The sequence below is a fragment of the Pseudomonas sp. OST1909 genome, assembly GCF_015277575.1.
Taxonomy (GTDB): Bacteria; Pseudomonadota; Gammaproteobacteria; order Pseudomonadales; family Pseudomonadaceae; genus Aquipseudomonas; species Aquipseudomonas synxantha_A.
In genome coordinates, this window is the sequence record NZ_CP063780.1 from 570,099 (window position 1) to 596,348 (window position 26,250).

24 protein-coding genes are annotated in these 26,250 nt (G+C 60.1%); 14 read left to right on the forward strand and 10 right to left on the reverse strand.

The genetic code is table 11. The annotated features are described in order from the left end of the window. The first annotated feature begins 181 nt into the window (after positions 1–181). The 7 genes from IH404_RS02530 (at position 182) to IH404_RS02560 (ending at position 5,940) form a co-directional block, all read left to right on the forward strand. Positions 182–1,843, forward strand: a complete 1,662-nt coding sequence (locus IH404_RS02530; RefSeq protein ID WP_005783912.1) for an OFA family MFS transporter — start codon at positions 182–184, stop codon at positions 1,841–1,843. A gap of 225 nt (positions 1,844–2,068) precedes the next feature. Next, positions 2,069–2,665: an imidazoleglycerol-phosphate dehydratase HisB gene (gene hisB, locus IH404_RS02535; protein WP_003187781.1), complete on the forward strand. Its 597-nt coding sequence runs from the start codon at positions 2,069–2,071 to the stop codon at positions 2,663–2,665. Next, a complete protein-coding gene (hisH, locus tag IH404_RS02540) occupies positions 2,665–3,303 on the forward strand; it encodes an imidazole glycerol phosphate synthase subunit HisH (protein ID WP_005783914.1) in 639 nt (212 codons plus the stop codon). Before hisB ends, hisH begins: the two co-directional genes overlap by 1 nt. Then, positions 3,304–3,561 carry a DUF2164 domain-containing protein gene (locus IH404_RS02545; RefSeq protein ID WP_005783916.1) on the forward strand — a complete coding sequence of 86 codons (258 nt, stop codon included), beginning with the start codon at positions 3,304–3,306 and terminating at the stop codon, positions 3,559–3,561. It begins immediately after the preceding gene. Between the two features lie 39 nt (positions 3,562–3,600). Next, positions 3,601–4,338 (forward strand): 1-(5-phosphoribosyl)-5-[(5-phosphoribosylamino)methylideneamino]imidazole-4-carboxamide isomerase, encoded by a 738-nt coding sequence (gene hisA / locus IH404_RS02550; protein WP_003187784.1) that lies wholly within the window; start codon positions 3,601–3,603, stop codon positions 4,336–4,338. A 9-nt stretch (positions 4,339–4,347) separates the two neighbouring features. Continuing rightward, positions 4,348–5,118, forward strand: a complete 771-nt coding sequence (gene hisF, locus IH404_RS02555) for an imidazole glycerol phosphate synthase subunit HisF (protein ID WP_003171107.1) — start codon at positions 4,348–4,350, stop codon at positions 5,116–5,118. Positions 5,119–5,184: 66 nt separating this feature from the next. Continuing rightward, positions 5,185–5,940 (forward strand): ABC transporter substrate-binding protein, encoded by a 756-nt coding sequence (locus tag IH404_RS02560; RefSeq protein WP_194439856.1) that lies wholly within the window; start codon positions 5,185–5,187, stop codon positions 5,938–5,940. Between the two features lie 144 nt (positions 5,941–6,084). Here IH404_RS02560 and IH404_RS02565 read toward each other — a convergent pair whose 3' ends face one another. The 4 genes from IH404_RS02565 to gpmI form a co-directional block, all read right to left on the reverse strand. After that, a complete protein-coding gene (locus IH404_RS02565; protein WP_194439858.1) occupies positions 6,085–6,858 on the reverse strand; it encodes a divergent polysaccharide deacetylase family protein in 774 nt (257 codons plus the stop codon). Between the two features lie 2 nt (positions 6,859–6,860). After that, entirely contained in the window at positions 6,861–8,168 is a 1,308-nt protein-coding gene (locus tag IH404_RS02570; protein WP_005783925.1) for a S41 family peptidase, read from the reverse strand. A 30-nt stretch (positions 8,169–8,198) separates the two neighbouring features. After that, entirely contained in the window at positions 8,199–9,494 is a 1,296-nt protein-coding gene (locus IH404_RS02575; RefSeq protein WP_005783927.1) for a murein hydrolase activator EnvC, read from the reverse strand. Between the two features lie 258 nt (positions 9,495–9,752). Next, a complete protein-coding gene (gene gpmI, locus IH404_RS02580) occupies positions 9,753–11,279 on the reverse strand; it encodes a 2,3-bisphosphoglycerate-independent phosphoglycerate mutase (RefSeq protein WP_005783929.1) in 1,527 nt (508 codons plus the stop codon). A gap of 151 nt (positions 11,280–11,430) precedes the next feature. Here gpmI and IH404_RS02585 point away from each other — a divergent pair, with 151 nt between their 5' ends. The 3 genes from IH404_RS02585 to secB are packed head-to-tail and all read left to right on the forward strand — an operon-like array spanning position 11,431 to position 12,622. After that, on the forward strand, positions 11,431–11,844 hold the full coding sequence (locus IH404_RS02585) for a rhodanese-like domain-containing protein (RefSeq protein WP_003187796.1): 414 nt from the start codon (positions 11,431–11,433) through the stop codon (positions 11,842–11,844). A gap of 1 nt (position 11,845) precedes the next feature. After that, positions 11,846–12,100: a glutaredoxin 3 gene (grxC, locus tag IH404_RS02590; RefSeq protein ID WP_005783931.1), complete on the forward strand. Its 255-nt coding sequence runs from the start codon at positions 11,846–11,848 to the stop codon at positions 12,098–12,100. A 42-nt stretch (positions 12,101–12,142) separates the two neighbouring features. Further along, the gene (secB, locus tag IH404_RS02595; protein ID WP_194439860.1) at positions 12,143–12,622 is read left to right on the forward strand and encodes a protein-export chaperone SecB; all 480 of its coding nucleotides are present in this window, start codon (positions 12,143–12,145) and stop codon (positions 12,620–12,622) included. Between the two features lie 120 nt (positions 12,623–12,742). Here the strand turns inward: secB and IH404_RS02600 are convergent, their stop codons facing one another. Next, complete coding sequence (locus tag IH404_RS02600; RefSeq protein ID WP_003171120.1) at positions 12,743–13,198, reverse strand: tRNA (cytidine(34)-2'-O)-methyltransferase; 456 nt, start codon at positions 13,196–13,198, stop codon at positions 12,743–12,745. Here IH404_RS02600 and IH404_RS02605 point away from each other — a divergent pair. Further along, positions 13,197–13,637, forward strand: a complete 441-nt coding sequence (locus tag IH404_RS02605) for a hypothetical protein (protein ID WP_194439862.1) — start codon at positions 13,197–13,199, stop codon at positions 13,635–13,637. The genes IH404_RS02600 and IH404_RS02605 overlap by 2 nt on opposite strands. A gap of 448 nt (positions 13,638–14,085) precedes the next feature. Here IH404_RS02605 and ntrC read toward each other — a convergent pair whose 3' ends face one another. The 4 genes from ntrC to glnA form a co-directional block, all read right to left on the reverse strand. Continuing rightward, positions 14,086–15,522, reverse strand: coding sequence for a nitrogen regulation protein NR(I) (gene ntrC / locus IH404_RS02610; protein ID WP_194439864.1), 1,437 nt, complete (start codon positions 15,520–15,522; stop codon positions 14,086–14,088). After that, the gene (gene glnL, locus IH404_RS02615) at positions 15,519–16,604 is read right to left on the reverse strand and encodes a nitrogen regulation protein NR(II) (protein WP_005783937.1); all 1,086 of its coding nucleotides are present in this window, start codon (positions 16,602–16,604) and stop codon (positions 15,519–15,521) included. Before glnL ends, ntrC begins: the two co-directional genes overlap by 4 nt. 320 nt (positions 16,605–16,924) lie before the next feature. Further along, positions 16,925–17,461, reverse strand: a complete 537-nt coding sequence (locus IH404_RS02620; protein ID WP_194439866.1) for a chorismate mutase — start codon at positions 17,459–17,461, stop codon at positions 16,925–16,927. Positions 17,462–17,668: 207 nt separating this feature from the next. Then, the gene (gene glnA / locus IH404_RS02625) at positions 17,669–19,075 is read right to left on the reverse strand and encodes a type I glutamate--ammonia ligase (protein ID WP_005783941.1); all 1,407 of its coding nucleotides are present in this window, start codon (positions 19,073–19,075) and stop codon (positions 17,669–17,671) included. A gap of 334 nt (positions 19,076–19,409) precedes the next feature. On the opposite strand from glnA, the gene thiI reads away from it, so the two are divergent. Together thiI and typA are read left to right on the forward strand one after the other, a co-directional pair. Further along, positions 19,410–20,864, forward strand: coding sequence for a tRNA uracil 4-sulfurtransferase ThiI (gene thiI / locus IH404_RS02630; protein ID WP_194439868.1), 1,455 nt, complete (start codon positions 19,410–19,412; stop codon positions 20,862–20,864). 139 nt (positions 20,865–21,003) lie between these two features. Further along, positions 21,004–22,824 (forward strand): translational GTPase TypA, encoded by a 1,821-nt coding sequence (gene typA / locus IH404_RS02635; RefSeq protein ID WP_005783945.1) that lies wholly within the window; start codon positions 21,004–21,006, stop codon positions 22,822–22,824. Positions 22,825–23,017: 193 nt separating this feature from the next. On the opposite strand, the gene IH404_RS02640 is transcribed toward typA, so the two are convergent. Further along, positions 23,018–23,452, reverse strand: coding sequence for a YkgJ family cysteine cluster protein (locus IH404_RS02640; RefSeq protein WP_003187815.1), 435 nt, complete (start codon positions 23,450–23,452; stop codon positions 23,018–23,020). 237 nt (positions 23,453–23,689) lie between these two features. Here IH404_RS02640 and IH404_RS02645 point away from each other — a divergent pair, with 237 nt between their 5' ends. After that, positions 23,690–26,140: a glycogen/starch/alpha-glucan phosphorylase gene (locus tag IH404_RS02645; protein WP_078820070.1), complete on the forward strand. Its 2,451-nt coding sequence runs from the start codon at positions 23,690–23,692 to the stop codon at positions 26,138–26,140. Positions 26,141–26,250 lie beyond the last annotated feature (110 nt).

Consider the following 26,250-nt stretch of genomic DNA (forward strand, 5'->3'; position numbering starts at 1 on the left):
GGTAGTGGCAGTTTGATTTTTCTGTCATCCACTGGTGCTAATCTCTGCACGTTCGTCCGCCTTCTGCGACTTAACGTCGCGCCTAAATGGAGCTTCACTCAAAAAAACGGCCACGCTTTGCGTGCAAGGCCGAGGAGGAGAGCGCCTGACGGACGCATACCAATAACTGGGGGAAACACCAATGAGCACTAGCACTGTGGCCGGCACCGCCGCCGCACAGCCTGCGTTCCTGTCCAAGGAGCGCATTATCGCCAAGCCCGGGTTCAACCGCTGGCTGGTTCCACCGGCCGCCCTGGCCATCCACCTGTGCATCGGCATGGCCTACGGCTTCTCGGTGTTTTGGCTGCCGTTGTCCAAAGCGCTGGGTATCACCGCACCGGTCGCCTGCGCGCCAGACATGAGCTTTATCGCCCAAGTCTTCTCGTCCCAATGCGACTGGCCCATCTCCATGCTGGGTTGGATCTACACCCTGTTCTTCATCTTCCTGGGCTGCTCGGCCGCGATCTGGGGCGGCTGGCTGGAACATGCCGGGCCACGCAAGGCCGGTGTCGTCTCGGCGTTGTGCTGGTGCGGTGGCCTGCTGATCTCGGCGCTGGGCATCTATACCCACCAGATCTGGCTGATGTGGATCGGCTCCGGGGTCATTGGCGGTATCGGCCTGGGTCTGGGCTATATCTCGCCCGTTTCGACCTTGATCAAGTGGTTCCCGGACAAGCGCGGCATGGCTACCGGCATGGCGATCATGGGCTTCGGCGGCGGCGCGATGGTGGGTGCGCCCCTGGCTGCGGCACTGATGGGGCATTTCTCTTCGCCGACCAGCGTGGGTGTATGGCAGAGCTTTGTGGTCATGGCGGCGATTTACTTCGTGTTCATGATCGGTGGCGCACTGCTGTATCGCGTGCCGCCGACCGGCTGGAAGCCTGAGGGCTGGACCGCGCCGGCGAAAAAAGCCAGCAACGCGATGATCACTCACCGCCACGTGCATGTGAATGTCGCGTGGAAAACCCCGCAATTCCGCCTGGTATGGCTGGTGTTGTGCCTGAACGTATCGGCCGGTATCGGCATCCTCGGCATGGCCTCGCCACTGTTGCAGGAAGTGTTCGGCGGCAAGTTGCTGGGTGTTGATGTGCCATTTGGCCAGCTGGATGCGGGTCAGCTTGCCTCCATTGCAGCCATTGCCGCTGGTTTTACCGGCCTGTTGAGCCTGTTCAACATTGGTGGCCGGTTCTTCTGGGCGTCGTTCTCCGACTATCTGGGACGTAAGAATACCTACTTCGTGTTCTTCGCCTTGGGCTTTGCCCTGTACGCGCTGATCCCGAACCTGGGGCATCTGGGCAACGTGGCGCTGTTCGTGGCGGCGTTCTGCATCATCCTGTCGATGTACGGCGGTGGTTTTGCGACGGTCCCGGCTTACCTGGCCGACTTGTTCGGTACCCAGATGGTCGGTGCTATTCACGGTCGCCTGCTGACCGCCTGGGCTGCTGCGGGCGTGTTGGGGCCGGTACTGGTGAACTACCTGCGTGAGTACCAGTTGAGCATCGGCGTTGAACGCGCCGCGGCGTATGACATCACGTTGTACATCCTTGCCGGCCTGCTGGTGCTGGGTTTCATCTGCAACCTGCTGGTGCGCCCGGTGGCCGACAAGTACTTCATGACCGATGCCGAACTGGCCGCCGAACAGGCGCTCGGGCATGACAAGGGGGCCGATGCGTCCACCGTGCTGGAGTGGAAGGCCTCCGCCGCCAGCAAGCCGTTGGCGATCGCTGCCTGGCTGGTGGTAGGTATTCCGTTGGCGTGGGGTGTGTGGGTGACCCTGCAGAAAACCGCAGTACTGTTCCACTGATACCAAGTGTGGGAGAGGGCTTGCTCCCGATGGCGGCGCATCAGTCAGTGCATTGTTGACTGATCTACCGCTATCGGGAGCAAGCCCCCTCCCACATTGGTTATGCATGTACGCACATGTCTATCTCCGACACGCCGTCAGTCTTATCCCCTTCGATGTTTCTGTTTGGCGCCCGCGCCCCTATAATGGCTGCCTTTTTCGCCCAATGATTTTGCGGAGCTGGTGATGGCCGAACGTAAGGCGTCTGTCGAGCGCGACACTCTGGAAACCCAGATCAAAGCCTCGATCAACCTGGATGGCACCGGAAAGGCCCGATTTGATATCGGTGTCCCTTTTCTTGAGCACATGCTGGACCAGATCGCCCGTCATGGGCTGATCGACCTGGATATCGTCGGCAAGGGCGACCTGCACATCGACGACCACCACATGGTGGAAGACGTGGGCATCACCCTCGGCCAGGCATTTGCCAAGGCTATCGGCGACAAGAAAGGCATCCGTCGCTACGGTCATGCCTATGTTCCGCTGGATGAAGCGCTGTCGCGTGTGGTGATCGACTTCTCCGGCCGCCCAGGCCTGCAGATGCACGTGCCCTACACCCGCGCCAACGTGGGCCGTGGCTTTGATGTGGACCTGTTCCAGGAATTCTTCCAGGGCTTCGTCAACCACGCACTGGTCAGCCTGCATATCGACAACCTGCGCGGCACCAACACCCACCACCAGATCGAAACCGTGTTCAAGGCTTTCGGCCGCGCACTGCGCATGGCTGTGGAAGTCGATGAGCGCATGGGCGGGCAAATGCCGTCGACCAAGGGCGTCCTGTAATGCAGACGGTCGCGGTTATCGACTACGGCATGGGCAACCTGCACTCGGTGGCCAAGGCCCTCGAACACGTAGGCGCCGGCAAGGTGCTGATCACCAGCGATGCCAACGTGATTCGCGAAGCCGACAGAGTGGTGTTCCCAGGCGTCGGTGCGATTCGTGATTGCATGGCCGAAATCCGCCGCCTGGGCTTTGACAGCCTGGTGCGCGAGGTCAGCCAGGATCGTCCATTCCTCGGTATCTGCGTCGGCATGCAAGCCTTGCTCGACAGCAGTGAGGAGAACGGCGGCGTCGATTGCATCGGTATGTTTCCCGGCCAGGTGAAGTTCTTCGGCAAAGACTTGCATGAAGACGGCGAGCATTTGAAGGTCCCGCACATGGGCTGGAACGAGGTGCGCCGCACTGTCGACCACCCGCTGTGGCACGAAATCCCGGACATGGCGCGTTTCTACTTCGTGCACAGTTACTACATCGCTGCCGGTAACCCGCGCCAGGTGGTGGGTGGTGGGCACTACGGTGTCGACTTCGCCGCAGCGCTGGCCGAGGGTTCGCGTTTTGCCGTGCAATTCCACCCGGAAAAGAGCCATACCCATGGCCTGCAATTGCTGCAGAACTTCGCCGCGTGGGATGGTCGCTGGTAAATGGCCAAGAAACCGAAGCCGCCGATCTTGAACCTCACGCCCGAGCAAGAGCGTGAGGCAACCGACAAGATCAAGCGTTTCATGGAAGACCGCTTCGAGCTCAAGCTGGGCTCGTTCGAGGTCGCCGAGATTCTTGAGCTGTTCACCACCGAAGTGGCACCGCACTATTACAACAGGGCGATTTTCGACACGCAGACGCTCCTTAAGGAAAGGTTCGAAAGCATCGAAAGCGACTTGTGGTCGCTTGAGAAACCCTGATTTCCCAAGCATTGCTGAATATCGAATAAGGTTTGCCAGATGCTGATTATCCCCGCTATCGATCTCAAGGACGGCGCTTGTGTACGCCTGCGCCAGGGCCGCATGGAAGATTCCACGGTGTTCTCCGACGACCCGGTGAGCATGGCCGCCAAATGGGTGGAAGGTGGCTGCCGTCGTTTGCATCTGGTGGACTTGAACGGTGCCTTCGAAGGCCAGCCGGTCAATGGTGAGGTGGTCACCGCGATTGCCAAGCGCTACCCGAACCTGCCGATCCAGATCGGCGGCGGCATTCGCTCCCTGGAAACCATCGAGCATTACGTCAAAGCTGGCGTGAGCTACGTGATCATCGGCACCAAGGCCGTGAAAGACCCGGCCTTCGTCGCCGAAGCCTGCCGTGCGTTCCCAGGCAAGGTCATCGTCGGACTGGATGCCAAAGACGGCTTCGTGGCTACCGACGGCTGGGCTGAGATCAGCACCGTGCAGGTGATCGACCTGGCCAAGCAGTTCGAAGCCGACGGCGTGTCCGCCATCGTTTATACCGATATCGCCAAAGACGGCATGATGCAGGGCTGCAATGTGCCGTTCACCGCAGCCTTGGCAGCGGCCACGAAGATTCCGGTGATCGCTTCCGGCGGCATTCACAACCTGGGCGATATCAAGTCGCTGCTGGACGCCAAGGCGCCTGGCATCATCGGCGCCATCACTGGCCGTGCGATTTACGAAGGTACCCTGGACGTTGCCGAAGCCCAGGCTTACTGCGACGCCTACAACGGCTGAGGACTGACCATGGCGCTGGCCAAACGCATCATCCCTTGCCTGGACGTCGACAACGGTCGGGTGGTCAAGGGCGTCAAGTTCGAGAATATCCGCGATGCCGGCGACCCGGTGGAAATCGCCCGTCGTTACGATGAGCAGGGTGCCGACGAGATTACCTTTCTCGACATCACCGCCAGCGTCGATGGCCGCGACACCACATTGCATACCGTCGAGCGCATGGCCAGCCAGGTGTTCATCCCGTTGACCGTGGGCGGTGGCGTGCGCACTGTGCAAGACATCCGCAACCTGCTCAATGCCGGCGCGGACAAGGTCTCGATCAATACTGCCGCGGTATTCAACCCCGAGTTCGTCGGTGAAGCTGCGCAACACTTCGGCTCGCAGTGCATCGTGGTCGCGATCGATGCCAAGAAGGTCTCCGGCCCGGGCGAAACCCCGCGCTGGGAGATCTTCACCCACGGCGGGCGCAAACCTACCGGGCTGGACGCGGTGGAGTGGGCGATGAAGATGGAAGGCTTGGGCGCCGGTGAAATCCTGCTGACCAGCATGGACCAGGACGGCATGAAAAACGGCTTCGACCTGGGCGTGACCCGCGCTATCAGCGATGCACTGGGTATCCCGGTGATCGCCTCCGGTGGCGTCGGTAACCTGCAGCATTTGGCCGACGGTGTTATCGAAGGCCATGCCAGCGCAGTGCTGGCGGCGAGTATTTTCCACTTTGGTGAATACACCGTACCTGAGGCCAAGGCCTACATGGCAGCGCGCGGTATCGTCGTTCGCTAAACGCTGCTGGACACCATGGCAGGCTCGCGGCACTCTCTGCGCTTGCCATGGATTCCGGTAGCCTTCATGTTCAAACACCTGCTGCTCGCCCTCGCCAGTACCTCCATGCTCATGGCCGGTACGGCCCAAGCCGAAGAGCCGTCTGACGCCTCCCTGGTGCTGCTGACGGAAAATTTCCCGCCCTACAACATGGCGAAAAACGGCAAGAACTTCGCCAAGGACGAGAACATCGAAGGCATCGCCGTGGACATTGTGCGCGAAACCTTCCAGCGCGCCGGCATTTCCTACAACCTTACGTTGCGTTTTCCTTGGGAGCGAATCTACAAACTCGCCCTGGAAAAGCCTGGCTACGGTGTATTTGTGATGGCGCGGCTGCCGGACCGTGAAGCCTTGTTCAAATGGGTCGGCCCCATCGGCCCGGACGATTGGGTGCTGCTGGCCAAGGCTGACAGCAATATCCAGCTCGACGATCTTGAGCACGCCCGCCGCTACAGGATCGGCGCTTACAAGGGCGACGCGATTGCCGAAACCTTGGGAAAACAGGGGCTCAATCCGATTGTCGCTCTGCGCGATCAGGACAATGCGCAAAAGCTCATGGATGGCCAGATCGACCTGTGGGCCACTGGCGATCCCGCCGGGCGTTATCTAGCGCGCCAGGTGGGTGTGAGCGGGCTCAAGACGGTGTTGCGGTTCAACAGTGCGCAGCTTTATTTGGCGTTGAACAGGGAAGTGCCTGATGAGGTGGTCGCCAAGCTCCAGGCTGCGCTGGATGAGTTACGCAAGAGCGGTCGTGTAGACGAAATCATGGCGCGTTACCTCTGAAGTTGGCAGTTGCGCAGAATAAACGCGGTCAAAATGTGGGAGGGGGCTTGCCCCCGATAGCAGTAGATCAGCCAATACATTTTCAGCTGACACACCGCCATCGGGGGCAAGCCCCCTCCCACATTGGATCTTCGCTGCCTTCATTTAGCGGTAAATGCCGTTTTTGCCGTGGGCACTCATGGCCTGGTTACTGCGCACGCTGATCATCAACTTGATATTGATCCACTCCACGCCCTGGGCCTTGAGCTTGGGCAGCTCGCGCTCCAGCACCGCCAGGGTCTGTGGGTAAGGGTGCCCGATCATCACCGCCGAACCCTGCTTATGCGCCAGCTTGATTGCGGTTTGCAGTTGGGTGGTAATCGCCGCCTCGGTGCGTTCGTCATCGAGGAACACATCCCGCGATACATGCGCCAGCCCGATCTTCTGCGCCTCGGCGGCGGCGACGGTCTGCGCGCTGGTGCGGCTGTCCACAAAGAACTTGTGGCGCCGTTGCAGCTCGGCCATCAACCACGTCATGGCCTGCGGCTGCGCGGTCATGCGGCTGCCCATATGGTTGTTGATACCGGCAGTGTAGGGCACGGCTTCAAACGCGGCGTCCAGGCGCTTGCCGAGTTCTTCCACCGGCAGCTCGGGGTGCCAGGCGAAGGGGCCGGTGGCCGGGTCCATGGGCATGTGCAGGATCACGATCTTGCCGGCCTTGTGCGCCTCGCGGGCGAATTCGGCGGCATGGGGCGTGTCGGGCATGATCGCGGCGGTCACCGGGCCGGGCAGCGCAAGTACACGGCGATCGCGCGGCAGGTTTTGCCCCAGGTCGTCGATGATGAGGGTCAGGTAGGCTTTGTGGGGTTCGCCGGCAGGGGCCGCGTGAGCGACACCTGCCAGGCTGCACAGCACAGCGATGATCAGGGCAAAACGCATGATCAACGGCTGCGCGTGATGCTCAGGCCCTTGAGCAGGCTCAGCGCCTGGGCCAGTTGGTAGTCATCGTCCTGCGGCATCGGTTTGGCCTTGGCGCCGCTACCGGTAGGCTGGTCGGCACCGCCGTTGCCATTGCCCAAGTGACCCTGCAGGTCGGCCTCCTTGTAGTACTCGCCGTCGATCTCGTTGGTGATCTTGGCCCTGCGCACTTCGATGTCCGGCACGATGCCTTGGGCCTGGATCGAGCGGCCGTTCGGTGTGTAATACAGCGCTGTGGTGATTTTCAATGCGCGTTCGTTGTTCAACGGTAACACCGTCTGCACCGAGCCTTTGCCGAAACTGGTGGTGCCCATCAGCACGCCGCGCTTGAGGTCTTGCAGGGCGCCGGCGACGATTTCCGACGCCGAGGCACTGCCGCCGTTGATCAGCACCGCCAACGGCACGTTTTCGCTCAGGTCGTTGCCGGTGGCCGAGAAGCGCAGTTCGGAGTTGGCGATACGGCCTTTGGTATAAACGATCAGGCCCTTGGTGACAAAGTGGTCGACCACCTCAACTGCCGACTGCAACACGCCGCCGGGGTTGTTGCGCAGGTCGAGCACGATGCCGTTGAGTTTCTTGCCATTGTCTTTGCGCAGCTTGGCCAGGGCCTTGGCCACTTCGTCGCCGGTCTTGACCTGGAACTGGGTGATACGGATGTAGCCGTAGCCCGACTCCAGCAACTGGCTCTTCACGCTCTTGACCGTGATGGTCGCGCGGGCCAGGGTCACGTCAAACGGGTTGCCGCCGTCGCGTACCAGGGTCAGGGTGATTTTCTGGCCGAGCTTGCCGCGCATCTTGTCGACGGCCTCGGTCATGCTCTGGCCACGGGTCGGCTGGCCGTTGATCTTCACGATCAGGTCGCCGGCCTGGATACCGGCCTTGGATGCAGGGGTATCGTCGATGGGCGAGACCACTTTGATCTGGCCGTCTTCGGAGCCCACTTCGATGCCCAGGCCACCGAACTCGCCGCTGGTGCTTTCCTGCAGCTCGGCGAAATCTTCAGGGCCCAGGTAGGCGGAGTGCGGGTCGAGGTTGCTGAGCATGCCCTTGATGGCATTTTCCAGCAGGGCCTTGTCGTCTACGGGTTCGACATACGCTGCCTTGATCCGGTCCATGACCTCGGCAAAGGTGCGCAGCTCATCCAGCGGCAACGGCGCCTTGGTGGTCGCGGCCATTGCAGCGGGTGCAGCCTGGTCGGCAAAAGCCAGAGGCGCGCCGATCACCAGGGCGATCGTCAGGGCCAGCGAAGTGAGGCGGGACAAATGCAGCATGTCGAACGAACTCCTAATGTAGATGCGGCCCTATCCTTGGGAACGGCACCATTGTGCGGGATCGCTCGGGCGACCCTGCTGACGAATAGCGAAGTACAGCGCCGGGGTGTCCTGGCCGCCACTGTTACCGACAGTGGAGATGGATTCACCGGCTTTTACAACATCACCTGCCGACTTGAGTAATGTCTGATTGTGGCCGTAAAGGCTCAAATAGCCATTTCCATGGTCGAGAATCACCAGTAAACCGGCGCCCCGCAGCCAATCGGCAAACACCACGCGCCCACCGTGAACGGCATGGACCTGGCTGCCGGCTGAGGCGCTGATCATCACCCCATCCCACTTGGCGCGGGTGTCATCGCCACGGGTTTCCCCAAAGCGTGCCAATAGTCGACCATCAACCGGCCATGGAAGTTTGCCCCGCGCTGAAGCAAAAGGGCCGCCGAACGACTCGCCGCTGCTGGAAACCAGCGGGCCGGGGCTGGCGCGCGCGGGTTTGCGCGGTGCCGGCGCGTCGCTGGTGGCAGCCAGTTCGGCCTCACGCTGACGCTTTTTTTCCGCTTCCTGCTGGGCGATCAGCGCTTTTTGCCGCGCTTCTTCGGCCTCGCGTGCCTGGCGGGCCAGGGTTTCTTCGATGGTCTTGAGCACTTTGGCCAGGTCGGCCTGATCCTGCTCGCGGGCCTGGAGCTTGGCGTCGCGGGCTTTTACATCGCTGTTGAGCTTGGCCAGGGCCTGCTGGCGCTCCTTGCGTACCTTGTCCAACTGGTCGCGCTGAACGTCGAGGGCGCTTTTCTGGTCGAGCAGTTGCGACTGCTGGTCGGCAATTTCCTGCTCGACATTGGCCAATTGGCGCAGGGTTTCATTGAAACCCTTCAATTGCGCCAGGCGCGCCTGGCTCAGGTAATCGTAATAGGTGAGGGTGCGGGCGAATTTTTCCGGGTTCTGCTGGTTGAGCAGCAGCTTGAGGTATTCCTGGCGGCCGCTCTGGTAGGCGGCGCGGGCCTGGATCGCGATCAGGCGTTGCTGTTCAACGCGTGCGCTCTGGAGTTTTTTTTTCTCAGCGTCGAGTCGCTCCAGTTCCGACTCGCTCTTCTTTAGTTCTTTTTGCAACTCCTGGACCTGCTTCTCAAGCTTGCCCATTTCGGTTTCCGTGCCGCGCAGGTCTTTTTGCACCCCGGATTTTTCTTCCTGGAGCTTGCCGAGCAGCTTTTTCAGCTCGGTAATGTCCTGACGCGTAGCGTCCAACTGTTGTTGGGTTTGTGCGCGCTCATCGGCAAACGCCGGTTGGAGCAGGCAGACAAGAGCAAGGGTTATCAAGGCGCGAAGCATAGAGGCGGGCGACACCAGGGGAAAAGGACGGCCTAGTATGCCCGCCAAGCGCTGCAAAAAAAACGCCCAATTGGGGCTTGCGGGCAAGATAGGTGCCGAGTGGCGGTGGTATGGCAAAAAGATATCTACCAAACGCCACAAAACCAATGTGGGAGCGGGCTTGCCCGCGATTGCGGTGGGTCAGCGACATAGATGTCGACTGATTAGCCGCTATCGCGGGCAAGCCCGCTCCCACACTGTTTTGTGGCGTACTTTGGATCAGACCAGGATGGAGGTCCCGGTCATCTCCTTCGGTTGCTCCAGCCCCATCAGCATCAGCATGGTCGGCGCCACATCCGCCAGTACGCCTCCATTACGCACTTTGAAGTCGCGCTTGCCAACGTAGATGAACGGCACCGGCTCGGTGGTGTGGGCGGTATGCGCCTGACCGGTGGACTCGTCGGACATCTGCTCGCAGTTGCCATGGTCTGCGGTGATCAGCGCTTCGCCGCCGACTTTTTCTAGGGCGTCGACAATGCGGCCAACGCACAGGTCCAGGCATTCAACGGCCTTTACCGCCGCTTCCAGGTTGCCACTATGGCCGACCATGTCGCCGTTGGCGTAGTTGACGACGATCACGTCGTAACGCTGGTTGTCGATGGCATCGACGATCTTATCGGTCACTTCCGGCGCACTCATTTCCGGCTGCAGGTCGTAGGTGGCGACTTTTGGCGATGGGATCAGGATGCGCTCTTCGCCCGGGAACGGTTCTTCGCGGCCGCCGGAGAAGAAGAACGTCACGTGGGCGTACTTCTCGGTCTCGGCGATGCGCAGCTGGGTCTTGCCGTTTTTCGCCAAGTAATCACCCAGCACGTTTTCCAGGCTGCCCGGGGCGAACGCCGACGGGGCCGGGATGTTGGCGGCGTATTGGGTGAGCATGACGAACTCGACTTTCGGCTGGCGTGCGCGCTCGAAGTCCTTGAAACCTTCATCGACGAACACATGGCTCAACTCGCGGGCACGGTCGGCGCGGAAGTTCATGAATACTACGGCGTCGCCGTCTTCGACCTTCACCGGCTCGCCGATGGTGGTGGCTTTGACGAACTCATCGCTCTCGCCACGGGCGTAGGCCGCTTCCAGGCCTTCCTGGGCCGTGGCGGCATTGAATTCGGCCTGGCCGTCGACGATCAGGTTGTAGGCCTGGGACACGCGGTCCCAGCGGTTGTCGCGGTCCATGGCAAAGTAACGGCCCACCAGGCTGGCGATGCGGCCCTTGCCGAGGGCGGCGAAGGTGGTGTCGAGCAGTTCGATGGACGATTGCGCGCTTTTCGGCGGGGTGTCGCGGCCGTCGAGGAAGGCGTGCAGGTAGATCTTGTCGGCGCCGCGCTTGAAGGCCAGTTCGGCCATTGCCACCAGATGGTCCTGATGGCTGTGTACGCCGCCGTCCGACAGCAGGCCCATGAAATGCACGGCCTTGCCGGCGGCCACGGCTTTATCGACCGCGGCGCAGATGGTCGGGTTCTCGAAGAACTCGCCATCGCGGATCGCTTTGGTGACGCGGGTGAAGTCCTGGTATACCACTCGTCCGGCGCCGAGGTTCATGTGGCCGACTTCCGAGTTGCCCATCTGGCCGTCCGGCAGGCCCACGTCCATGCCGGAACCGGAGATCAATCCGTTGGGGACGGTAGCGCTCAGGCGGTCCAGCACGGGCTTGTTGGCCGAGTACACGGCGTTGTCGTGGTGGCTTTCACTGTGTCCGAAGCCATCGAGAATTATCAGGACCAAAGGTTTAGGCGTGGTAGTCATAGATCCTCTCGCGGCGGTAATAAAGGAAGACAATGGAAAAGGGAGTGGCAGTTTAAAGCGAAGTTCCGAGCGCGTCACCGCTTTACGGGGGTTGGCCCTCCTTGGCGGCTGTGTATACTTACCGCCATTTTAACGCCCTGGAACCTCCTTGATGGTTGATCACCTGATTGCATTTGCCACTGCCCACTACCTGCTCGTGGGTGCCTTCGTCATCCTGCTGGCGTTGCTGATCGCACATGAACTGAGCCGCGGTGGTCGCAGCCTGAGCACGTCGGAGCTGACCGCGCTGGTCAACAAGGATGAGGCCGTTGTCGTCGATATTCGCCCGGCCAAGGATTATGCCGCCGGCCATATCGTTGGCGCCCTGAACATTCCCCAGGACAAGCTGATCGCACGCTTGGCCGAGCTGGAAAAATACAAGGCCAAGACCATCATCCTGGTCGACGCCCAAGGCCAGCACTCCGGCACCCACGCCCGCGAGATGCTCAAGACCGGCTTCACCGCCGCCAAGCTGTCGGGTGGTATCAGCAGCTGGCGTGGCGATAACCTGCCGTTGGTGAAGTGATATGAGCCAGGTTGTCGTGTATTCCAGCGATTGGTGCCCTTACTGCATGCGGGCCAAGGCCCTGCTTGAGAAAAAGGGTGTTGCCTTCGAAGAGATCAAGGTCGATGGCAAGCCCCAGGTGCGTGCCGAAATGGCCCAGAAGGCCGGCCGCACGTCGGTCCCGCAGATCTGGATCGGCGCCAAGCACATCGGTGGTTGCGATGACCTGTTCGCTCTGGAGCGCGCCGGTAAACTTGATGCGCTGCTGTCCGTCTGACTGCTAACCCCTTAAGAACCCCAAGATAAAGAAGGATCTGCGATGACTGATCAACAGAACACCGAAGCAGCGCAAGACCAAGGCCCACAGTTTTCGCTGCAGCGCATCTACGTGCGTGACCTGTCGTTCGAAGCGCCGAAAAGCCCGACGATCTTCCGTCAGGAATGGACCCCAAGCGTTGCGCTGGACCTGAACACCCGTCAGAAAGCCCTGGAAGGCGACTTCCACGAAGTGGTGCTGACCCTGTCGGTCACCGTCAAGAACGGCGAAGAAGTGGCCTTCATCGCTGAAGTGCAACAGGCCGGCATCTTCCTGATCCAGGGCCTGGACGAAGCGTCCATGAGCCACACCCTGGGCGCGTTCTGCCCGAACATCCTGTTCCCGTATGCCCGTGAGACCCTGGACAGCCTGGTCACCCGTGGCTCGTTCCCGGCACTGATGCTGGCTCCGGTGAACTTCGATGCCCTGTACGCCCAAGAGCTGCAGCGCATGCAACAGGAAGGCGCGCCGACCGTTCAGTAAGTCGATGCGATAAAAAATGTGGGAGGGGGCTTGCCCCCGATAGCGGTGGACCAGTCACTTAGATGTTGACTGACACTCCGTCATCGGGGGCAAGCCCCCTCCCACATTTGTTATGCGGTGTTACTTAAAGCCAAGCTGGCGCCAGCCTTCGTAGACGGCCACTGCGACGGTGTTGGACAGGTTCAGGCTGCGGCAGCCCTCGCGCATCGGCAAACGCAGGCGGTGGCCATCGGGCAATGCGTCGAGCACCTCGGCCGGCAGGCCACGGCTTTCCGGGCCGAACAGGAAGGCATCGCCCTCGGCAAAGCTGGCATCGTGAAACGGGCGCGAACCCTTGGTGGTGAACGCGAACAGGCGCGGATGGCCCAGGCTTTCCAGGCAACTGGCCAGGTCGGCGTGACGCTTGAGGGTGGCGTACTCGTGGTAGTCCAGCCCGGCGCGGCGCAGGCGCTTGTCGTCCATGTCGAAGCCCAACGGCTCGATCAAATGCAGGTGGCAGCCACTGTTGGCGCACAGCCTGATAACGTTGCCGGTATTCGGCGGAATTTCTGGTTGAAAAAGGATGACGTGAAACATGCACGGCTCCGAAGGCAAAGATGCGCTGCATTCTACCCCTGAAGAAGACCCGAGGCCGAAGCTATTGCCGAGGGTCATGGGTTCATTGGCGATTGTCGGCCTCATGGTAGGCCTGATGATCGGCCGCCTCACCACCCCGGATCCGGTTGAGCTGCAACAGGTCGAAACCGCGGCGGACGGCGTGGTGGTGTGGTTCAACAGCGAACCCAAGCTGCACGGCGAGCATATCGAGGGCACCGTGGCGCTGCTGTTTGACGCCCAGGGCAAGGCGGCCAGCGGGCAGCTCAAGGTCAACGACAAGGATGTGAACTGGCGCGTGCGCAAGACCGATGGCGGTTTGCTGCTGAACCTGGTGGCGGCGCGGCCGTTGCGTGGGGAGTGGACAGGCGAAGCGGTCAACGACCGCTGGCGGTTGGAGATCCATCTCCAGGAGCAATAAAAGAGGGAGTTCCCGGCCTGCCTGTACCAGGGCTCCCAAAACGGATGAAGCCAAGGGCTTCGGTGTTAAAGAGGGGATTCTCGGCCTGCCTGTACCAAGGTCCCCGAAACTGGGTTGTACGAGGGTTGTTGCAGGGCGCGTGCCAGAGTTTGCAATTTCACCCATAAAATTTTTCCAAAAAGCGCAAAGCCCCGTAATCCGGGGCTTTGGTGGTTTCAGCTTGCGAGAGTTGTTCCGCGATAACGGTCTTCCACGTATCCGGCCCGTGCCCGATGCCGGTTCATGGTGCATTGAAGCGGTGCACAGTCGTGGAATTGCAGAGATCCAAATGTGGGAGGGGGCTTGCTCCCGATAGCGGTGGGTCAGACACAGATGTGGTGACTGAACTACTGCTATCGGGAGCAAGCCCCCTCCCACATAAGACTTTCAGTGGATCTGGGAGGTGTGATCAGGCCTCATCACCCTCATCATCATCCCCACCATCTACCTTCATCCCCAATTCCTTGATCTTGCGCGTCAGGGTATTGCGCCCCCAACCCAGCAGCACGGCCGCATCGCGACGGCGGCCGGCGGTATGCTTCAACGCGGTCTCAATCATGATCCGCTCGAATGCCGGCACGGTGCTGTCCAGCAGGTTCGACTGGCCGCGCGCCAACGCCTGGTCGGCCCATTGGCGCAGCGCTTGTTCCCAGTTGGTTACCGGTGCCGAATCCTGCGGCAGGCTCAGCAGCTCAGGCGGCAGGTCGCTGATATGCACTTCACGCCCGGAGGCCATTACGGTGATCCAGCGGCAGGTGTTCTCCAGCTGGCGCACGTTGCCGGGCCACGGCAGGTTCTTGAGGTATTCCTCGGTCTCGCTTTTGAGCAGCTTGGGCTCCACCGCCAGCTCCAGGGCGGCGCGGCTGAGGAAGTGGCGGGCGAGAGTCGGAATGTCTTCGCGGCGGTCCGACATGCGCGGGATATGGATGCGGATCACATTGAGGCGGTGGAACAAGTCCTCACGGAATTTGCCCGCGTGTACCAGGGTTTCGAGGTTCTGGTGGGTGGCCGCAATGATGCGCACATCGACCTTGACCGGTGTGTGCCCGCCGACACGATAGAACTCACCGTCCGCCAACACCCGTAGCAAGCGGGTCTGGGTATCGGCCGGCATGTCGCCGATCTCATCGAGAAACAGCGTGCCGCCGTCGGCCTGTTCAAAGCGCCCGCGCCGCAGGTTGGCCGCACCGGTGAACGCGCCTTTCTCATGGCCGAACAGCTCGGACTCCATCAGGTCCTTGGGGATCGCCGCCATGTTCAGCGCGATAAACGGCGAAGCCGCCCGTGGGCTGTGACGGTGCAGGGCATGGGCCACCAGCTCTTTACCGGTGCCCGACTCGCCATTGATCAGCACAGTGATGTTGGAGTGGCTCAAGCGCCCGATGGCGCGAAACACTTCCTGCATCGCCGGCGCTTCACCGATGATTTCCGGGGTGCGGGTCAGGGTTGGCGGGGCTTCCTGGTTCTGTTGTTCCTGGGCGTGCTGGTTGGCGCGCTTGACCAGCGCCACCGCCTCATCCACGTCGAATGGCTTGGGCAGGTATTCAAAGGCGCCGCCCTGGTAGGACGCGACAGCGCTGTCCAGGTCCGAGTGCGCAGTCATGATGATCACCGGCAAGCGCGGGTGCTGCTCGCGGATGCGCGCCAGCAAGTCCAGGCCGCTTGCGCCGGGCATACGAATGTCGGAGATGATCACGTCCGGCTGCTGGCGTGCCAGGCGGCTCATCACTCCGTCGGCGCTGTCGAAGCTTTGGGTGGTCATGCCTTCCTGTTGCAAGGCTTTTTCCAGGACCCAACGGATAGAACGGTCGTCATCGACGATCCAGACAGTTTCACTACGGCTCATGTCGTGGGGGCTCCTTGTTCCAATGGCAGGAAGATCGAGAACGTGGTGTGGCCGGGATGGCTCTCACATTCGATCAGGCCCTGGTGCTGGCTGATGATGTTCTGGGTAATGGCCAGGCCCAGCCCGGTACCGTCCGGGCGGCCACTGACCATGGGGAAGAAGATGGTTTCCTGCAGTTCGGCGGGAATGCCCGGACCGTTGTCGATGATTTCGACCTTGGTCACCAGGCGATGGCGTACATGGCCGATGGTGAACTGGCGCAGGGCGCGCGTGCGCAGGCTGATGCGTCCCAGGCGCAGCTCGTTCTGGCTGCTGATGGCCTGCATGGCGTTGCGCACGATATTGAGCACCGCCTGGATCATCTGCTCGCGGTCGATCAATACATCAGGAATGCTCGGGTCATAGTCGCGTACCAGGGTGATGCAGCCCTGGCTTTCGGCCTCGACCAGTTGGCAGACGCGCTCCAGCACCTCATGCACGTTGGTCATCGCCAATGACGGCAACTTGTTGGAGCCGAGCATCCGGTCCACCAGGTTACGCAGGCGGTCGGCTTCTTCGATGATGACGTTGGTGTAGTCCTTGAGATGCTCCTCGGGCAGCTCGCGGGCCAGCAGCTGCGCGGCACCGCGAATCCCGCCGAGCGGGTTCTTGATCTCGTGAGCCAGGCCGCGCACCAGCATCTTGCTGGTTTCCTGCTTGGACAGCTGCGCCTCTTCCTTGGTGATGCGCAGCAGGCGGTCGCGGGGGTGTACTTCGAGCAATAGCAGCGTGGCGCCATTGCTCAGAATGGGGGTTACCGCGTAATCGACCGTCAGTGTCTGGCCGGTGAGGGCGGTGAGCATCGCTTCGCGCTTGGTGAACGGATGTGCCTGCTCCACGGCCTGGCGCAACGAGCTCAAGGCTTCGGCCGACTCGGTGAACAGCTCGCTGATGAACTGCCCATGGCTGCGCTGGCCGCTGATGGCCAGGAGCATCTCCGCCGCCGGGTTCATGTACTCAAGGCGCAGATCGGCATTGAGCAGGATGGTCGCGGTGGTCAGGTTGTCGAGTAACAAACGGTGCAGTGCATCACTGATGGTCATCGGGACCTCTTTTGGAGCAAGGCGCAGGCTTGAGGCACACGCTGATACAAGGAAAATGCAAAAACCAAACCAAGGCTCCGAAAAGAAGCGTTAAAGCCCTGAAATAGGCGTTTGTGGCGCGAAACTGTGGCGTTCTGCCAGTTTGATCGGGAAGATTCGAACCAAAATGGGCTGTGGCTGGAGTGAGGGTGCAACCTATCGCACCAATATAGTGCGGTTTTGCGAAGGTTGTTCAGGAAGCTGCCAGAGATGGCCCTGAATGCATACAGTCCAAATGTGGGAGGGGGCTTGCTTCCACATTTTTACCGGGTTTGCAGTCATTAACCTTTGTAGATGCAGAGTTCGGCGGTGGCGCGGATCATTGCCAGTTGGCGCAGCGGATCATTCAGCGGCTCATGCACGGCGGTGGCCAGCCATTGGGGGCACTGTGGATCGGCACGGTGCGGGGTGAAGTCGGCCAGTTGTTGCAGCAGGCGTTTTTGCAGCTCATCCAGCTGCGGGCGAATCTGCTTGATCAGGTCCGGGCGCGGCTCGTCTGGGGCTTTGCCCTGGAACTGCCAGTCGGACAGGTGGGTGTATTGCACCAGTTTGTTCGCCTCGATCTGCGCGGAGAAAAACTGCTCGGCGGCGGCGGGCTCAAGCTTGTAGCTCGAGGCCTGAGCGACGACGCTGGCGATCACTTCCTGCTCGCGGTTTTTGTCTTCGACGGGCTTGTGGCTGTCCCATTTGCTCAAGGCCACCTGGTCGGCAATCTCCAGGCGTTCGGCGATGCTGTTGAGCAGGGGTTCGAGCGTAGGCGGCGCAGCGCTCGCACTGGCACTGATGAACAGCAGGGCAAATACAAGTCGATGCCTCAAAGGTGATCTCCTGTGGGAGCGGGCTTGCCCGCGATGGCGGTATGTCAGTGATACAGCAGGTGGCCGGTAGTGCGCTATCGCAGGCAAGCCAGCTCCCACACTTTGATTGGGTTTGCAGAGCTGGCGTAGCGTAACGCCCAGGCAAAAAAAGACCTCCCGGGGGAGGTCTTTTTCGTCACGCCGCTCTTAAGAAGCCGCGCTACCGGATCAGCAGCTGTAGTACAGCTCGTATTCCAGTGGGTGTACGAAGGTGCGCACCTTGATTTCTTCTTCGCTTTTCAGGGCGATGTAAGCGTCGATGAAGTCGTCGCTGAACACGCCGCCTTTGGTCAGGAACGCACGGCCCTTATCCAGCTCTTCCAGGGCTTCTTTCAGGCTGCCGCACACTTGTGGGATCTCTTTGGCCTCTTCAGGCGGCAGGTCGTACAAGTTTTTGTCGGCGGCGTCGCCAGGGTGGATCTTGTTCTGGATACCGTCCAGGCCAGCCATGACCAGTGCAGCGAAGGCCAGGTATGGGTTGGCTGCCGGGTCCGGGAAGCGAGCTTCGATACGGCGAGCGCGAGGGCTGGACACGTAAGGAATACGGATCGAGGCAGAGCGGTTACGCGCCGAGTAGGCCAGCATTACCGGAGCTTCGAAACCTGGGACCAGACGCTTGTAGGAGTTGGTCGACGGGTTGGTGAAGCCGTTCAGGGCCTTACCGTGCTTGATGATGCCGCCGATGAAGTACAGGGCGGTGTCGGACAGGCCGGCATAACCTTCACCTGCGAAGGTGTTCTTGCCTTCTTTGGCGATGGACAGGTGAACGTGCATACCCGAACCGTTATCGCCGTACAGAGGCTTGGGCATGAAGGTAGCGGTACGGCCGTAAGCGACGGCAGTGTTGTGTACGCAGTACTTCAGGGTCTGAACTTCGTCAGCCTTGGCCACCAGGGTGTTGAACTTCACACCGATTTCGTTCTGGCCGGCAGTCGCCACTTCGTGGTGATGCACTTCGATGACCAGGCCCATGTCTTCCATGGCGTTGCACATGGAGGTACGGATTTCGTGGTCGTGGTCGAACGGTGGAACCGGGAAGTAGCCGCCTTTGATGCCTGGACGGTGGCCATGGTTGCCGCCTTCCACGTCCTGGTCGGACATCCACGAACCTTGTTCGGAGTAGATCTTGAACATGGAGCCAGAGATGTCGGACTTGAACTTAACCTGGTCGAAGATGAAGAACTCTGGCTCCGGGCCCACGAATACAGTGTCACCAATACCGGTGGACTTCAGGTATTCCTCGGCACGCTTGGCGATCGCACGTGGGTCGCGGTCGTAGCCTTGCATGGTCGACGGCTCGATCACGTCGCAGACCAGGATCAGGGTCGGCTCTTCGGTGAACGGGTCCAGCACGGCAGTGCTGTCGTCCGGCATCAGGATCATGTCGGAAGCTTCAATGCCTTTCCAGCCGGCGATGGAGGAACCGTCGAACATTTTGCCTTCTTCGAAGAAAGCATCATCCAGCGCGTCGCGAGCCGGCATGGTCACGTGGTGCTGAGTGCCTTTTGTGTCCGTGAAGCGCAGATCAATCCATTTAACGTCATGATCTTTGATGAGTTGAACCGACTTCGACATGGTGTCCTCCGGGTGGCTTCGGGCTTGGGTAGTGGAGTTAGCCCTTAGAATGTGGGTGATGCCGGCGCGGATACTCCGCCAAGGCAACCTGCCTCACAAGAGAGCAAATTACATGCCAGTGCGCCAACATGGTCTTTTTGCCTCAAAATGGCCCCTAAAGCGGTGCAATAGGCCAAAGCGCGAGAAATAGCGCACTGCAATGTAGCGTTTATTTGTGTAAATGACCTGTTTTGGTGCGTTGCACGTTCGATGCATATTAACTGGTTAAACCTTGAGCGATTTCCGCTATAATCCGCGCCCCCCTTTTTCAGCAGGCCCGGCGCGCGCTGTTTCCATGAAATTAATCGTTAAAGTCTTCCCCGAGATCACCATCAAAAGCCGACCGGTACGGACGCGTTTCATCCGTCAGTTGGCCAAGAACATCCGTGCCGTGCTCCGTGACCTGGACCCGGCTGTGGTGGTGAACGGCGTGTGGGACAACCTCGAGCTGGAAACCCGCATTACCGACGCCAAAGCCTTGAAGGACATGACCGAGCGCCTGAGCTGCATGCCGGGCATCGCGCATTTCCTGCAGGTGGATGAGTACCCGCTGGGCGACTTCGATGACATCACCGAAAAGTGCAAGCAGCACTACGGCAGTGCGCTTGAAGGGAAGATTTTTTCGGTGCGCTGCAAGCGTGCCGGCAAGCACACCTTCAGCTCCATGGATGTCGAGAAATACGTCGGCAGCAAGCTGCGTCGCGAGTGCGGCGCCGCTGGAATTTCCCTTAAAGCGCCGCAAATTGAAGTGCGCATGGAAATTCGCGACCAACGGTTGTTTGTGATCCACAGCCAGCACAACAGCATCGGCGGCTACCCGCTGGGCGCCCTGGAACAGACCCTGGTATTGATGTCCGGCGGTTTCGATTCCACGGTGGCGGCCTACCAGATCATGCGCCGCGGCCTGATGAGCCACTTCTGCTTCTTTAACCTGGGCGGGCGTGCCCATGAATTGGGCGTGATGGAAGTTGCGCACTTTATCTGGAAGAAGTACGGCAGCTCCCAGCGCGTGCTATTTGTAAGCGTGCCGTTCGAGGAAGTGCTGGGCGAAATTCTCGGCAAAGTCGATAACAGTCATATGGGCGTGGTATTGAAGCGTATGATGTTGCGCGCCGCTTCTCGAGTCGCCGATCAATTGCAGATTGACGCGCTGGTGACCGGCGAGGCGATTTCCCAGGTGTCCAGCCAGACGCTGCCGAACCTGTCGATCATCGACTGCGTCACCGAGAAGCTGGTGTTGCGCCCGCTGATCGCCAGCCACAAGCAGGACATCATCGACCTGGCAGAGCAAATTGGCACCGCCGACTTTGCCAAGCACATGCCCGAGTACTGCGGGGTCATTTCGGTGAACCCAAAGACCCACGCCAAGCGTCACCGCGTGGAGCATGAAGAGAAAGAATTCGACATGGCGATTCTGGAGCGTGCGCTCGAGAACGCCAAGCTGGTCCCAATCGATCGGGTGATCGACGAGTTGGGTCAGGATGTAAAAATCGAAGAAGTCAGCGAAGCCCTGGCCGGCCAGATCGTCATCGACATCCGTCACCCGGATGCCGCTGAGGATGAGCCGCTGGAAATCGCCGGCATCGACGTGCAAACGCTGCCGTTCTACGCACTGAACGCGCGTTTCAAGGAACTGGATAACAGCCGTCAGTACCTGTTGTATTGCGACAAAGGCGTGATGAGTCGCCTGCATGCCCACCATTTGCTCAGTGAGGGGCATGCCAATGTGCGCGTTTATCGACCGAGCTAAGAGCCCGGGGCTGTTTGCCTGTGGCCTGCGTCACCGGCCCCCCGACTCTGCCGTCAAGCTGTAACGGCAAGGCCTGACTCTACTGTTAATCGCTGCCACGACCTGTCAGCACACCGAATCCTCTGATCGAGATACACAAGTGATCGAAAATCTACGTAACATCGCCATCATTGCTCACGTTGACCATGGTAAAACCACCCTGGTAGACAAACTCCTGCGTCAATCCGGCACCCTGGAGCGCAACGAGCTCAACGACGAGCGCGTGATGGACTCCAACGACCAGGAAAAAGAGCGCGGTATTACCATCCTGGCAAAAAACACCGCCATCAACTGGAACGGCTACCACATCAACATCGTGGATACCCCGGGCCACGCCGACTTCGGCGGCGAAGTAGAACGCGTAATGTCGATGGTTGACTCCGTTCTGCTGCTGGTTGACGCTCAAGACGGCCCTATGCCGCAAACTCGTTTCGTGACCAAGAAGGCTTTCGAAGCCGGCCTGCGTCCGATCGTGTGCATCAACAAGGTTGACCGTCCAGGCGCGCGTCCGGACTGGGTTCTGGACCAGATCTTCGACCTGTTCGACAACCTGGGTGCTACCGAAGAACAGCTGGACTTCCAGGTCATCTACGCCTCGGCCCTGAACGGTATTGCTGGTCTTGACCACACCGACATGGCTGAAGACATGACCCCGCTGTACCAGTCGATCGTCGACAACGTACCCGCGCCGAAAGTTGACCGTGACGGCCCGTTCCAGATGCAAATCTCGGCACTGGACTACAACAGCTTCCTGGGTGTTATCGGCGTGGGCCGTATCGCTCGTGGTAGCGTCAAGCCGAACACCCCGGTTGTGGCTATCGGCGCCGACGGCAAGAAGCGTAACGGTCGTATCCTGAAGCTGATGGGTCACCACGGTCTGCACCGTATCGACGTTGAAGAAGCTTTCGCTGGCGACATCGTATGCGTAAGCGGCATGGACTCGCTGTTCATCTCCGACACCCTGTGCCAGCCGGACAACGTTGAGGCGATGAAGCCTCTGACCGTTGACGAGCCAACCGTTTCCATGACCTTCCAGGTAAACGACTCGCCGTTCTGCGGTAAAGAAGGCAAGTTCGTGACCTCCCGTAACATCAAGGAGCGTCTGGACAAGGAGCTGCTGTACAACGTTGCTCTGCGCGTTGAAGAAGGCGACTCGGCTGACAAGTTCAAGGTCTCCGGCCGTGGTGAGCTGCACCTCTCGGTACTGATCGAAACCATGCGTCGCGAAGGCTTCGAAATGGGTGTTGGTCGTCCGGAAGTGATCATCCGTACTGTTGACGGCGTGAAGCAGGAACCGTTCGAAAACGTCACCATCGACACCCCTGAAGAATCCCAGGGCAAGGTCATGGAAGAGATGGGTCTGCGTAAGGGCGACCTGACCAACATGGTGCCGGATGGCAAAGGCCGTGTACGTCTGGAATACAACATCCCTGCTCGCGGTCTGATCGGTTTCCGTAACCAGTTCCTGACCCTGACCAACGGTGCTGGCATCCTGACCTCGATCTTCGATCGCTACGACACCATGAAGTCCGGCGACATGTCCGGCCGTCAGAACGGTGTTCTGGTATCGGTAGAAACCGGCAAGGCGCTGACCTACTCCCTGGAAACCCTCCAGGCGCGTGGCAAGCTGTTCGTTGAACACGGTCAAGAGATCTACAACGGCCAGATCGTTGGTCTGAACAGCCGTGACAACGACATGGGCGTCAACCCAACCAAAGGCAAGAAGCTCGACAACATGCGTGCTTCGGGCAAAGACGAAACCATCGCTCTGGTTCCACCTGTTCGCTTCACCCTGGAACAGGCCCTGGAATTCATCCAGGACGACGAGCTGTGCGAAGTCACGCCTAAGTCGATCCGCCTGCGTAAGAAGATCCTGGACGAAGGCGAGCGTACCCGCGCTGCCAAGAAAGCCAAGAACTGAGTTAACTCAGGCTGAATGAAAAACGCCCCCGGTCGAAAGGCCGGGGGCGTTTTTTTGTGCCTGCTGTTTGTGTGTTGTCTTTACTGGCCCCATCGCAGGCAAGCCAGCTCCCACAGTTGAATGTGTTCCCAAATCAAAGTGTGGGAGGGGGCTTGCCCCCGATGAGGCCCTTCAGAACACTACAAAACCCGAGTCAGAATTTATCGAGAGTCTTGAAGTTGGTCTCGCGCACCACTTCTTTCGGCTTATACGCGCAATACCCCGGCCGCGGCCCGATTTTCGGGTGGTTGCGGCAGGTATCCGGGCGCTTGTCATAAATAGTGCAGAAGCGCGTCTTACGATCTAGATACAGGCAGTCGTTGTTGCTCATGCGCTGTAGGGTAAAAATCTCGGATTTGTTGTTGTAGCGCTCGACGATGCCTTCTTTCTGCAAACGCTTGGCGATGTTCTTCGGCGGGTCGCCACGCTCGAACTCGTCGACGATGCCAATGCGGATCAGGTCCTTGATCTTCACCTCAACCGGCAGGGTGCAACAGCTGGACACGCAGCCGCCGCACATGTGGGCGGAATATTTCTGCCAGGTCTCTAGACGGTCGAGTTCCGCGGCGGCGATCAGTTGAGGCTTCATCAGGGTTCCAGGGTGGGGCGGTATACGGGCGCGGGATCATACCGGGATTGGTGGTTTTTTGAACAATATTTTGCAGGTTTCAGCTCAAAGGCTTCGCCGCGGGCTGATCGGGCACGACCCCTGCATCAAATTCAGCCAATGGTGAATGAGTTAAAAAACTGCCGAACCAGCACGTCTACCGTCTGTCAGACCGACTAGGCTCTAGCAACTCCTTCAATCTCGCCCGAGGTCGCACCGATGTCTCAGGAACCGCTTGCACGAGAAGCAGAGGTAGCCGCATTCCGCGATGCTGTCTTGACCAAACTCACCTACGCGGTGGGCAAAGACCCGGATCACGCCTTTGACCATGACTGGTTCGAAGCCATTGCCCTGGCCGCCCGCGACCAGATGGTCGATCACTGGATGGACCACACGCGGCGTATTTATCGCAAAGGCCAGAAGCGCGTTTATTACCTCTCGCTGGAATTTCTCATTGGCCGTCTGTTGTACGACAGCCTGAGCAATCTGGGCGTGTTGGAGATCGCCCGTGAAGCGCTGTCGGAGTTGGGAGTCGATCTGGAGCGCATCCGCCTGCTGGAGCCCGACGCGGCTCTCGGCAATGGTGGCCTGGGCCGTCTGGCGGCGTGCTTTATGGAAAGCATGTCGACCCTGGGGATTGCCGGCCATGGCTATGGCATTCGCTATGAACACGGCTTGTTCCGCCAGGCCATCGTTGATGGCTGGCAGCAGGAGCAGACCGAACGCTGGCTGGATTTTGGTAACCCTTGGGAATTCGAACGCGCCGAAGTGATTTACCCGATCGGCTTTGGCGGCAGCGTCGAAACCCTGGCGGACGCCTCCGGCAAGATGATCCAGGTGTGGTCGCCCAACGAAACTGTCAGGGCTGTTGCCTATGACACCCCGGTAGTCGGCTGGCGTGGCGCGAGCGTCAACACCCTGCGCCTTTGGCGTGCACGGGCAGTGGAAGACTTGCACCTGGAGCGCTTCAATGCCGGTGACCACTTGGGCGCCGTCGCCGAAGTAGCCCGTGCCGAAAGCATCTCTCGCGTGCTTTACCCGGCCGACAGCACCGAAGCGGGGCAGGAACTGCGCCTGCGCCAGGAGTACTTCTTCGTTTCGGCGTCCTTGCAGGATTTGCTGCGCCGCCACAAGAACATGCACGGTTCGGTACTGAGCCTGGGCGAACACGCCGCGATCCAGCTCAACGACACCCATCCGTCCATCGCCGTGGCCGAGCTGATGCGCCAACTGGTCGACCTGCATGATGTGCCGTGGGAAGCCGCGTGGGATGTCACCGTCGAAACCCTGTCGTACACCAACCACACCCTGCTGCCCGAGGCGCTGGAAACCTGGCCCGTAGGTCTGATGGAGCGCATGTTGCCCCGGCACATGCAGATCATCTACCTGATCAACGCCCAGCACATCGACTCGTTGCGCGCCAAGGGCATCCACGACTTCGACGTACTGCGCGCCGTCTCGCTGATCGAAGAAGACAACGGCCGCCGCGTGCGCATGGGCAACCTGGCATTCCTCGGCTCCCATAGCGTCAACGGTGTATCGGGCCTGCATACTCAGCTGATGCGCAGCACGGTGTTCTCCGAGCTGCACAAGCTGTATCCCGAACGCATCAACAACAAAACCAACGGCATCACCTTCCGCCGCTGGTTGTACCAGGCCAACCCCAAGCTGACCGATATGCTGGTGGAAGCCCTGGGGCCGGATATTCTCGACCAGCCCGAGCAGCGTTTGATCGAATTGGAGCCGTTCGCCGAGAAGCAGGCTTTCCGCAAGTCTTTCGCTGAACAGCGCCTGCACAGCAAGCGAGCACTGGCCCAGATCATTCATGAGCGCCTGGGTATCGCGATCAACCCGGCGGCAATGTTCGATGTGCAGGTCAAGCGCATCCACGAATACAAGCGCCAACTGCTCAACCTGCTGCACACCGTGGCGCTGTACCAGGCGATCCGCGCCGAGCCGGGCACCGACTGGGTGCCGCGGGTGAAAATCTTCGCCGGCAAGGCTGCAGCCAGCTACCACCAGGCCAAGCTGATCATCAAGTTGACCAACGACATCGCCCGCACCGTCAACAACGACCCGACCGTGCGCGGTTTGCTCAAAGTGGTGTTCCTGCCCAACTACAACGTCAGCCTGGCGGAGAGCATCATTCCGGCGGCGGACTTGTCGGAGCAGATTTCCACTGCCGGCTTCGAGGCCTCGGGTACCAGCAACATGAAGTTCGGCCTCAACGGCGCGCTGACCATCGGCACCATGGACGGCGCCAACGTGGAAATGCACGAGCGGGTCGGCGCCGAGCACATGTTTATCTTCGGCCTCAGTGCCCAGCAGGTGGAAGCCCGCAAGCACGCCGGTGAGTTCAACGCCGGGCCGGACATCGCCGCGTCCCATCGCTTGAACGACGTGTTGCAAGCGATCCGTGGCGGGGTGTTCTCGCCGGATGATCCGGGGCGCTATGTGGGCTTGATCGATGGGCTGATCGACTACGACCGTTTCCTGGTGTGTGCCGACTTTGACTCTTACTGGGACGCCCAGGCGCGGGTCGAAGCCCACTGGCACGATTCCAAGGAATGGTGGCGTTCGGCGGTGCTCAATACCGCGCGCATGGGCTGGTTCAGCTCGGACCGGACCATCCGCGAGTACGCCACCGAGATCTGGAAAGCCCTCGACTGACCACTGCGGTTAAAAAATGTGGGAGGGGGCAAGCCCCTTCCTACATGGGTTCTGGGATGTTGGAGAGGGTCGTGGTGCCAGGTCGTGAACTCTATTGGCGTTAAATCCTC